At 64.4% G+C, this 10685-nt stretch carries 8 protein-coding genes; 4 read left to right on the top strand and 4 right to left on the bottom strand.

What is annotated here, in order from left to right; genetic code table 11:
- Window positions 1-156: 156 nt before the first annotated feature.
- Window positions 157-681 (top strand): DUF2314 domain-containing protein, encoded by a 525-nt coding sequence (locus F0185_RS25035; RefSeq protein ID WP_167229081.1) that lies wholly within the window; start codon window positions 157-159, stop codon window positions 679-681.
- A 53-nt stretch (window positions 682-734) separates the two neighbouring features.
- Here the strand turns inward: F0185_RS25035 and F0185_RS25030 are convergent, their stop codons facing one another.
- The 4 genes from F0185_RS25030 to F0185_RS25015 form a co-directional block, all read right to left on the bottom strand.
- Window positions 735-2069 (bottom strand): hypothetical protein, encoded by a 1335-nt coding sequence (locus F0185_RS25030; protein WP_167229079.1) that lies wholly within the window; start codon window positions 2067-2069, stop codon window positions 735-737.
- Window positions 2070-2290: 221 nt separating this feature from the next.
- Window positions 2291-3055: an SDR family oxidoreductase gene (locus tag F0185_RS25025; protein WP_167229077.1), complete on the bottom strand. Its 765-nt coding sequence runs from the start codon at window positions 3053-3055 to the stop codon at window positions 2291-2293.
- Window positions 3052-3528 (bottom strand): hypothetical protein, encoded by a 477-nt coding sequence (locus F0185_RS25020; protein WP_167229075.1) that lies wholly within the window; start codon window positions 3526-3528, stop codon window positions 3052-3054. Before F0185_RS25020 ends, F0185_RS25025 begins: the two co-directional genes overlap by 4 nt.
- A 209-nt stretch (window positions 3529-3737) precedes the next feature.
- On the bottom strand, window positions 3738-4628 hold the full coding sequence (locus tag F0185_RS25015; RefSeq protein WP_167229073.1) for a hypothetical protein: 891 nt from the start codon (window positions 4626-4628) through the stop codon (window positions 3738-3740).
- Window positions 4629-4829: 201 nt separating this feature from the next.
- On the opposite strand from F0185_RS25015, the gene F0185_RS25010 reads away from it, so the two are divergent.
- From F0185_RS25010 to tagF, 3 genes are all read left to right on the top strand, one after another.
- Window positions 4830-5669, top strand: coding sequence for a M15 family metallopeptidase (locus tag F0185_RS25010; protein ID WP_368737957.1), 840 nt, complete (start codon window positions 4830-4832; stop codon window positions 5667-5669).
- A 140-nt stretch (window positions 5670-5809) separates the two neighbouring features.
- Complete coding sequence (gene tssM / locus F0185_RS25005; protein WP_167229155.1) at window positions 5810-9694, top strand: type VI secretion system membrane subunit TssM; 3885 nt, start codon at window positions 5810-5812, stop codon at window positions 9692-9694.
- Window positions 9691-10683, top strand: a complete 993-nt coding sequence (gene tagF, locus F0185_RS25000; protein ID WP_167229071.1) for a type VI secretion system-associated protein TagF — start codon at window positions 9691-9693, stop codon at window positions 10681-10683. Before tssM ends, tagF begins: the two co-directional genes overlap by 4 nt.
- The last annotated feature ends 2 nt before the right edge of the window (window positions 10684-10685 follow it).

Genomic DNA, 10685 nt, shown 5'->3' with positions numbered 1-10685 from the left:
CGCGCAAGGCGGCTCGATGACGGTTCAAAAGCATTCCAAGTGGCAATGATCCACCAAGTGCGCGAAGGTATTTTGCGCGCGCCGCGCACCCGCTGCGGAACGTTTTGGAACGGCGCCACTCCAATGACTGTAGAACCCTTGACAACAGGTGCCCCCATGCCGCTCATCGATACCGACCTTGCGCTCATTTTCGTGCTCGCCCTCCTCCTGTGCCTGTGCATGTACATGCGCTGGCGCTACCCGGTACCGGAATTTCCGCCCATGGCCACCCAAGCGGACGACCCGCTCATGCAGGCGGCGAAAGAACAGGCCAAAGCCGGGCTGGGCCGGTTTCGCGCGCTGCTGGGCCATCCGTACGAGAATGCGCTGGTCAAGCTGCGCTTTGTCAGCAGTTCACAGCGGGTAGAATATCTGTGGGCGGAAGTGCTGGAAGTGCTCGGCCCCGATGAACTGGGCATCCGGCTGGTCACGCCGCCGGTCACGCACAGGGGGCGGCTGGAACGGATCTACCGCTGCCGCTACGAAGAACTGGTCGACTGGCTGGTGCGCGACCGCGCCGGCGGCCTGCACGGCGGATTTACCGAGCGCGCCATGTTCGCCGTGGCGCGCCGCGACGGCCTGCAACTGCCAGACAGCCTGCTGCAACGCGAGCAGGCTTACGTGGACAGCGAAACGGGCTAGCGACATGGCCTGGCGACATGGGCCACAGCAAGCGGCGCGAGGCCATCCATCGATCAGCGTCCGAACGGATATTCCAGGTTGTTGCCAATGACGACCGGCAGCGCAATATCCCTGCCGGAATCAAAGGCCCTGTTCATCAGCTTCACCTCTTCCGCCGAGATGACGAGCGGCGGCGAATCCTTGTTCGTCGCGCTGCGCACCGGCGTCCTCGAACGGTTCAGGTTTTGGATGCCCATGGCGATTTGCAGCGAGTAGTCAGTCGGGATGGCACCGGCGTCGAAAGCGCGGCTACCGGGGTAATTGGCGAACCAGCGCGGCGCATCGGCTTGCGAGGGAGGAATCAACGGTGATCGGGAGGGCGTCTGTGCCGTCGCATGACAAGAAATGCAAGACGACCTGGGATTGTCAACCGGTCCATTGAGCCGCCCTTCCGCGCCCAGATGCTGGGGCGTCCCGTTGGCAGTGTTGATCCATTGCTGTTTTTTGGCCAAATCGTTACCCCACATCACGCCGACCAGTTCCATCCGTTCCCACGGCGTGTCCCCCGCCCGCATGCCGTTATACGACAGCGTGGCGAACACCCATCCTGTGTCCACCGCGCGCGCATCCTTGACCGCAAGATCGACTTGAATCAGCCGTACCGTCTGCGGCTGCCGGGCGAGCGCCCCGTTGGGGCAGGTTGCCCCATTGAAAACATGAATATTGGCGCGCCATTCGACAGTGTTCTTGAGATAAGGCACTTCGGAATCGGGCGCCGTCGTGAATAACAGCTTCGCGATGACGGTGCCGTTCGGGAATTGCGATAAGCCGGCATTCGGCTTGGCTGCTTGTTGCCATATTTTTCCAACCTGATATCCGCCCGGGGAATTGTAAAAACCAACCGCCCAGTTCTGGAAACATCGTGTCTGGGCCGGACCCAGTTCGCCCTTGCCGGCTGTGGCCGGACTTGGCGTTGTGCGCTCCCTGGTCAGGCCGCGAATGAACTCCCGGCCAGTATCGCCATAATGCATCCACGGTGCGTGATACCATTTGCGAACATTGTTGGCGCGCACATCCCAGTCGACTTCCGTATTACCCTCCAGGACGTAGTTGTAAATCGTCCGGCCAAAGCGCTCCGGCTCCACGGTCGGATCGATGTCCCGCCAAGGCAAGGCTTCGTCCGCCAGCGTGGTGGGGTAGTCCTGGCTCAGCTTGAAAACGGGACCGTTCCATCCGCTAGGCACTTTATCATTGGACGACGGAAAACCTTGTGCCCCGACGTGCCCATGAGGCAGACCGGCGAATAGCACCATCCATATACCAAGCGCGCCCGAACGCCTTGCTGCACGTTTCGAGCAGAAACTCCTGGCCGCTGCGCGGATGATCCTGGCAAGAGTGTGAGCATGCATATCCATTCTCCCGGTGAAATACAGTCTGCAAAGGAAGCAATGCCGGTCAACGACCCGGCCTTGTTCGATTCACTGTATCCCCACCGTCAAGCGAAAACGTTGATGCATTCTGCCCGCGTGCCCCATCGCGGCGGATGTTCCAGGTGCGGATTGACGCACCACGTCTGTCGATTCTTTTCAGGAAGCTGCCATCGGTTTTGCCGGGCGCATGCCGGGCAATGCTATTGCTGGCGCGCAGCAGTACGCAGATCGTCAACCGGCACGCGCCCGAAGTGCTGGTCGAGCACGTAGTCGATGATGCCGGCAGCGCACTGCGCGGGCGACGCCAGCGCGCCGTCCTGCTGCAAGGCGGTAAACCGCTCACGCTGCGGAAACAGGCTCTCGGGCGTGGCGCGGATCTGCGCCTGCATGGCGGTATCGATGACGCCCGGCGCCAGGCTGCAAATGCGCACGCCGCCGTCCGGGCCGATGGGGTAATCCAGCGCCACCGAGCGCGCATGATGATCGAGCGCGGCCTTGGTGGCCCCGTACACGCTCCAGCCCGTGTAAGCATTGCGCGCGGCGCCGCTCGACACGTGCACGATGCGCCGTTCGGCCTGCGGGGCTGCGGCGACCACGGCGGCGGCCAGCATCAGCGGCGCCGCCACGTTCAGCGCGACCGCCCGCGCCACCACCAGCGGATCCTGGTCGTGCAGCGCGCCGACCGGATCGACCGTGCCGGCATTATTCATCAGCAGCACCAGCGTGCTTGCGCCGATATGCTCGCGCAAAACGGAGGTGGCCAGCCAGGCGCCCAGCGCCTGACTGTCGGCCAGGTTCACCTGGCACTCGCGCAGCAGCGGGCCGAAGCGCTCCGCCAGTGCGGGCGCCGTGCCACGCGCCACGCCCAGCACCGCGATGTGGCGTTCCATTAGCCCGGCAGCGAGGGCCGCGCCCAAGCCCTGCGTGTGGCCGGTGACGACGGCGGTGATGGCGCTCCGGCTCATGACGCGCCACTCTGCGCCGCCTTGCGGCGGCGGTAATCGGCGTCGATGGCTTCGCCGCGCTTGCTCAGCACCGGCACCCGGCGCGAGAAATTGAATTCGACTGTGAAATCGGGATAGATGTGGATCGACAGATTGCGCGCATCGGACGGGATTTCGCCCATGGTGGGGGTGTTCGACGAGCGCACGATCGGGCCGGATTCCTGTCCGCCGGTGCCGGCCACGCGCCACGTGACCGTTTGCGGGCCGTCGTTAAAGCGCGCGCCGACTTTGTTGCGGCGCCCACTGTACGGATACGGCCCGGGACTGCCCATGCGCACCTGGTTGACGGAAACGTCGAGCAGGGTCTGGTCGGAATAGTTGAAAATGTAGACATCGAGCACCTTGTCGCTCTGGGCCATCGTCGAGGATGTTCCCATCAACCATAGCGCGGCGCCGGCCAGCAGCGTGCGGCGGGAAACGATCTTGTTCAGCATGTGATGCTCCTGCAGATGAATGAGTCGTCATTGTGAAGGAAAATCCTTGCCACGACGAGTATTGTTGCACTCAGGCTTTTTTAGGCAGCCGGACAGGCGCGCAGGCCTGCCCCCCCTGGTTCCGGATGACGATCATGAGCTGCGGCATGCGGGTCGGATGACATCGCCATCACGCCGGACCATGCCGGACTGCCGACGCGTGCGCCCGCTCAGTCCGCCTCCGGCTTGGCCACGCGCAGCGAGCGGCATTGCGGATCGTCCTTGGCGCTGCCGGCGCACAGCCTGACCCGGCATTGTTCCGCCTGGGCGGCGTTGAGCTGCTTGCATTGCTTCAATGAGGTCGGGGCGGCGCCGGGATTGCTGGCCTTGGTGGCGCCGCCCTCCTTGGAATGGGCCACCAGCGCGGCCAGCAGGCTGGCGTCGTCGCCCGGCGCGGGCTTGGCCGGGATGGCTTTGGCGGGAACCGCCTTGGCTGGCAGCACGGGCTTTTTGACGCCGTCTTTGGCGGTCACGCCCTTTTGCTCGCGTGCCGCCGGCTTGGCTTGCGCCTTCGACGCATCCTTCAATTGCGCCGTCGGCGCATCGGCGGGACTGCTGGCGAGCAATTGGTTCAGTTCCTCGGCGGCGGTCTTGGGCGTGGCGGGCGCGTCGAGCATCTCCTTGAGCGACCCCCGCTTGACAGCCGGTGGCGCCGCCCCATGCTCGAGGATGGCGGCGGCCGACACATCCGATTCGGACTCGCCCGGCTTCAATTCCATTGCAGCATCAGGCCGGGCCGCATCAGGCCGGGCCGCGTCGGGCCGGGCCGCGCCAGGCGTGCCCGCGTCCGTGCTCGCCGCCGCCACAGTCACCTCGGCCGGCTTGCCGGGCTGCAAGGCCAGCCAGACGGCGGCGCCCGCGCACACAGCCAGCACCGCGGCGCCGCCGGCCAGCCAGCCCTTCTTGCTGCGCTTGGCCTGGTCGGCCTGCAAGGCGGCGCTGTCCGCCGCTTGCGCGGCCTCGCGGGCTTGCGCACTCGCGCGCGCCGCTGCTTCTTGTTGCTCGGTAGAAAGTAAACTGGGCCGACTGTAGGCTGGCGGCTGATCTTCACGATGTTGCAAAAGGTGCTCCTTGTTGATCTCTACATAACTTTACGCTATTCAAAAAAAACGTGAAGCTTTTTTAGCATGTCAACAGTGCGTTTCTTCACACAAAAGAGTGTTAAATCCTATGTCGGATTGCTAGAACAGTAAGATATACTTCCAAGCAATCCTTTGTGTCAGTATCGCACTTTTTGTTTTGAATGTCCCGATGAGGTCCCCGTGCTGTTCCTTGCAGTAGCCTTGTATTTCCTGCTGGCGTGCCTGATCAGCTTCCTGGTGCTGTTTCCGGCCGGACGCGCGTTCGCGCTGCGCATGCTCGCGCATGCCGGCGCACGCCTGCGCGGCTGGTTCGGCAAGGCGGAGCACGTCAGGGGACAGAGTGTTGCGGCAATACGACAGAGCGGAACGGCATCTGCTCACGAAGCGGGCAATTTTCTGCGCCGTCATTATTTGCTGGTGATCGGCGGCGTGGTGCTGGTCTCGCTGCCGCCGCTGGTGGCGCTGTTCAGCGGCGGCTCGTCGCTGGGCGGCTACGAAGAATCGACCCGCCAGATGGATACCCAGGTGGCCGACCTGCTCGAAGGCGAGAACCTGGTGCCGCCGCCACCGCTGCCGCCGATGCTGTTTGCCACCGTGGAAGTCGAACAGGAACGCCCGATGATCGTCTCGGCCAGCCGCGACTGGGGCTTGATGAATCCGGCTTACACCCAACGCCTGCTCCAAGCGTTTAAAATAATGAAAGAACGGCATGGTTACGACATGGCGATCCTGGAAGGCTATCGTAGTCCGGAGCGCCAGAACAAGCTGGCCGCGATGGGCTCGTCCGTCACCAACGCCGCCGCCTTCCAGAGCTGGCACCAGTACGGCCTGGCGGCCGACTGTGCGTTCGTGCGTAACGGTAAAATTGTGATTTCGGAAAAAGATCCTTGGGCCATGCGTGGCTACCAGCTGTACGGCGAAGTGGCCGAATCGCTCGGGCTGACTTGGGGCGGCCGCTGGAAAATGATGGACTTCGGCCATACCGAGCTGCGCATGCCGGGTGTCATGAAGCGCCGTTGACGCTCGCCTTACATCGGGCGCCTGTCCGGCATGCCCCTGTAATATGTTGAGCAATGAAATTATCTCCGTCGCTGCGCCGCCCTGGTCCGGCCCGCGACGGTCCTGATGTAAATGTTTTATAAACTGAGTTTCTGATAATGATGCAATCAATCTGGCAGTTCCTGACGAGCCGTCGCACCCTGATCATCGTGGGATGGGTGGCGTTTGCCGCCATCTTGCTGATCGGGGCGGCGGCGCTGGACATTCCCATCGAGTACGCGCTCGCCGTGCTCGGCGTGGCGCTGTTCTTCGCCCTGCTGATCTGGCTGTGGCGCCGCCACAAGCGCCAGCAAGCCGCCGGCAACCTGGGCGAGATGCTCGAACAGCAAGTGACCCAATCGCCGGTGCGCGCCGATCCGGCCCAGCGCCAGGAACACGAGACCATCAAGAAACGCATGCTCGATGCGATCGCCACCATCAAGGGCTCCAAGCTGGGCCAGTTGTCCGGTGACGCGGCCCTGTACGAATTGCCTTGGTACATGATCATCGGCAATCCGGCGGCCGGCAAGAGCACCGCGATCGCCAGCTCCGGCCTGCAGTTTCCGTTTGCCGACAGCCAGATCGTCCAGGGCGTGGGCGGCACCAGGAATTGCGACTGGTTCTTCACCACCGACGGCATCCTGCTCGACACCGCCGGACGCTACTCGGTGGTCGACGAAGACCGCACCGAATGGTTCGGTTTCCTGTCGCTGCTGAAAAAATACCGTAAAAAAGCCCCGATCAACGGCATCATCATCGCCGTCAGCGTGGCCGAACTGACCGGCAACCGTCCCGAGTTCGCCATCAACCTGGCCAAGAACCTGCGCATGCGCGTGCAGGAACTGACCGAGCGCCTCGAAGTGCACGCGCCGGTGTACGTGGTATTTACCAAGGCCGACCTGATCGCCGGCTTTAACGAATTCTTCCAGGACACCGAACGCGCCGAACGCGACCGTGTCTGGGGCGCCACCCTGCCCTACAGCCACACCACCGGCAGCGAAAAAGCCCTGTCCCAGTTCGACGCCCGCTTCGACGAGCTGTACGACGGCCTGAAAGACTTGAGCGCAGCCAACATGGCGCTGCAATGGCGCGAACGCATGCCGCCGGGCGTATTCACCTTCCCGCTCGAGTTTTCCACCATCAAGCAGCCGCTGCGCACCTTCATCGCCACCCTGTTCGAGGAAAATCCGTTCCAGTTCAAGCCCGTGTTCCGCGGCTTTTACTTCACCAGCGCGCTGCAGGAAGGCGAATCGATTTCGGCCTCCTCGCAGCACGTGGCGCAATTGTTCGACATTAAACTGCAACCGCAGCACCACGCCGAAACCCAGACCCAGAGCGGCTTCTTCCTGCTCAATCTGTTCCGTAACGTGATTTTCGCCGACCGCGACCTGGTCGCCCAATATGCCAGCCCGAACAAGACGCGCATGCGCTACGCCGCCTTCTTCCTCGCTACCGCCATGGTCGGCGTGACCCTGGGCGGCTGGAGCTGGTCGTACATGAGCAACCGCAAGCTGGTCGAAAACGTCCAGGCCGACCTTGACCAGGTGGTCAAGATCCAGTCCAACAAGATCGACCTGCAATCGCGCTTCGAAGCGCTGCAGATCTTGCAGGACCGTATCGAACAGCTGGAACGCTACCGTGAAGACCGTCCCCTGTCGCTGAGCCTCGGCCTGTACCAGGGTGAAATGCTCGACCGCAAGCTGCGTGAGGAATACTTCAACGGCGTGCGCGAAATCATGCTCAAACCGGTGGCCAGCTCGCTCGAAACCTTCCTCGCCGAAGTGAACGCCAATGCCGGCCAGTTGCAGGGCAATGTGCGTCCGGTCGCGCCGGACGCACCTGGCGGTGGCGTGCGCGCCGCCGTGGCCGGGGCGCTCGGCGCCGCCGCGCCCGCCGCGGCTGCCGCACCTGCCGCGACCGTGGCTGCCACGGCCGCGCCGGCCAGCACCCAGTTCCAGGATGCCTCGCCGACCAAGACCGAAGACGGCTACAACGCCCTCAAGACCTACCTGATGCTGGCCGATAAATCGCGCTTCGAAGGCGGCCACCTGAACGACCAGTTGACCCGCTTCTGGCGCGGCTGGCTCGACGCCAACCGCGGCGCCATGCCGCGCGAGCAAATGATCCGCAGCGCCGAGCGCACCATCTCGTTCTACCTGGCCCAGGTGCAGGACGTGTCGTGGCCGCAGCTCGAAAACAAGCTGGCCCTGGTCGACCAGACCCGCGACACCCTGCGCCTGGTGGTGCGCGGCATGCCGGCGCGCGAACGCGTGTACGCCGACGTCAAGGCGCGCGCCGCCACCCGTTACCCGTCGGCCACGGTAAGCCGCATCGTCGGCGAACAGGACAAGGATCTGGTGCTGGGCAGCTACTCGGTGCCGGGCAGCTTCACGCGCGAAGCCTGGGAAGGCTATGTGCAGGCCGCCTTCAAGGATGCCGCCAACAAGGAACTGCAAAGCGCCGACTGGGTGCTGCGCACCGCCTCGACCAACGATTTGACCCTCGAAGGCAGCCCGGAGCAGATCCAGAAGGCGCTCATCGAGATGTACAAGAACGACTACGCCAAGGAATGGCAGAAGTTCGTGCAGGGCGTCACCATCCGCGACTTGCATGGCTTCGAAGCGGCGGTCACGGCCATGAACCGCCTGGGCGACCCGCAAACCTCGCCGATCCACAAGCTGATCAGCACGGTGGCCGAACAAACCTCGTGGGATAACCCGACCCTGGCCGACGCCGGCATCGCCAGCGCCAAGCGCGACTTCATGACCTGGCTCAAGGAAGTGGTGCTGCGCCGCAAACCGTCGCAGATCCAGGTGAACGTGCCGCAAAACCAGAACGCGGTCAATCCGGCCAACCTGCCGCTCGGCCCGATCGGACGCGAGTTCTCGGGCGTGGCGCGCCTGGTCGTCACCCGCGAAAAAGATGCTTCGCTCATGCGCGGCTACATGGAACACCTGTCGAAACTGCGCAGCCGCTTTAACACCATCAAGAACCAGGGCGACCCGGGTCCGGGCGCCAAGCAGCTGATGCAGCAAACCCTCGAAGGCAGCGGCTCGGAACTGGCCGATGCGCTCAAGTATGTCGATGAACAGATGCTCACCGGCATGACCGACATCCAGAAGCAGGCGATCCGCCCGATCCTGGTGCGTCCGCTGATGCAGACCTTCGCCGTGATCGTGCGTCCGACCGAAGCCGAAATCGACAAGGTCTGGGCGGCCCAGGTATTGCAGCCGTTCCGCCAGAACCTGTCCGGCAAATATCCGTTCTCGTCCGACTCGCGTTCGGAAGCGACCAATGAAGAAATCGGCCTGGTGTTCGGTCCGTCCGGCGCCATCGCCAAGTTCTTCGACACCACCATCGGCCCGCTGGTGGTGCGCCGCGGCGACGTGGTCGCGGCCCGCACCTGGGCCAATATGGGCGTGGGCTTGTCGCCTTCGGCGGTGACCAGCTTCCCCGGCTGGATCGCGCCGCTGTCGGCCGGCGGCGTGGCCAACGCGACCGCCGCCGCCAGCGCCAGCACCGAAGCGCAGACCCAGTTCGAGCTGCAGGCGCTGAGCGCAAGCGGCGCGACCGAGTTCACCATCGAAATCGATGGCCAGTCGCTGCGCTGGAAAGGCCAGCCGCAGCCGTACGTGCGGATGGTCTGGCCGAACCCGCAGGGTACGCCGGGCTCGCGCATTACCGCCATCACGCCGCAGGGCCAGACGGTGGTGCTGCTCAATGAACCGGGCCGCAACGGCCTGCAAAAAATGGTCGAATCGGCCCAGCGCAAACGCAAGGATGACGGCGCGTTCGAGTTGAGCTGGGACAGCGGTGGCGTGAAGGTCACCTCCAACCTGAAGATCATGCCGGCCGGCTCCGCGCCGCGGCCAGCGCCGGCAGCGGCGCCGGCAACGGGCAGGGGCTTCAAAGGCCTGCGCCTGCCGGACACGATCATCAGTTCGACCCTGCCGGCGAGCGCGCCGGCGCCGGCCGCGCCGGGCGCCGTGGCGGGAGCGCGTCCATGACCCGCGGCAGCACCCCGACCCCGACCCCGGTCGGCTACTTCGGCAAGATTCCCAGCCGCGGCGACTTCGTCAAGGGCAGCGACAGCCCGGCCCTGATCAAGGTGCTGGACGACTGGCTGGCCCAGGCCATGGACCTGATGAGCGCCGACGCGCGCTGGAAACTGAGCTACGACGCGCTCGCGCCGCTGCACTTCGCCTTCATCGGCCCGCGCCGCAGGAATGCGATCGCCGGCCATATCGTGGCCAGCAGCGACCAGTCCAACCGGCGCTTCCCGTTCCTGATGATGAGCGCGATGGAAGTGCCGGACCCGGCCACCTTCGTGCCGGACGCGCCGCTGGTGCTCAGCCGCCTGTGGAACCGGCTCGAATCGCTCAGCGCCGGCGTGATCGGCGCGGCCGATGCCGCCGGACCGCTGCAGGCCGCCGCCACCCACACGATCGACGTCGACCTGCGCACCTCGGCCTACGAAGCGGCGTTCGAAGACTTCCTCGACATGCAGACAGTCGGCGCGCTCGACGCCTTGCTGCACCAGGCCGGCTACGAATGCTCGGCGCGCCAGGTGCTGCTGGCGCTCGGCATGCTGATGCAGCCGGTCATGGCCAGCAGTTCGAGCCGGCTCGAAAAGAGCCTGGTGTTGCCGCTGCCGGTCGACCCGATCTACCGCAACCTGGTGGCGGCCTTCTGGATGCACCTGATTACCCCGTTCCTGGCGCGCGCCGACTTCGAGCTGGCCCTGTTCGTGGCCCGCATCAACGCCAGGCCGGCGCTGGTGATCGGCTTTTCCGGCGCCTCGCCGCAGACGCTGCAAGCGATCATGGACCCGACCGCCGGCCTGGAACGCCACATCACGTTCGACCAGCTCGAGTGGGTCGAGCAACAGACCGACTCCGACTACGCCGTCCAGAAACTGTCCACCTATCTGGCGCAAGCCAATTTGTCACTCAAATCCGCGCTGGAATCCTTGCGCGCGGCGTTTATCGGATCTTAGAA

Origin of the sequence: Massilia rubra, from assembly GCF_011682065.1 — a bacterium.
GTDB classification, from domain to species: Bacteria; Pseudomonadota; Gammaproteobacteria; order Burkholderiales; family Burkholderiaceae_D; genus Telluria_A; species Telluria_A rubra.
Note: the sequence above shows the minus strand (reverse complement) of the source record. Positions and strands in the feature narration are given on the sequence as shown.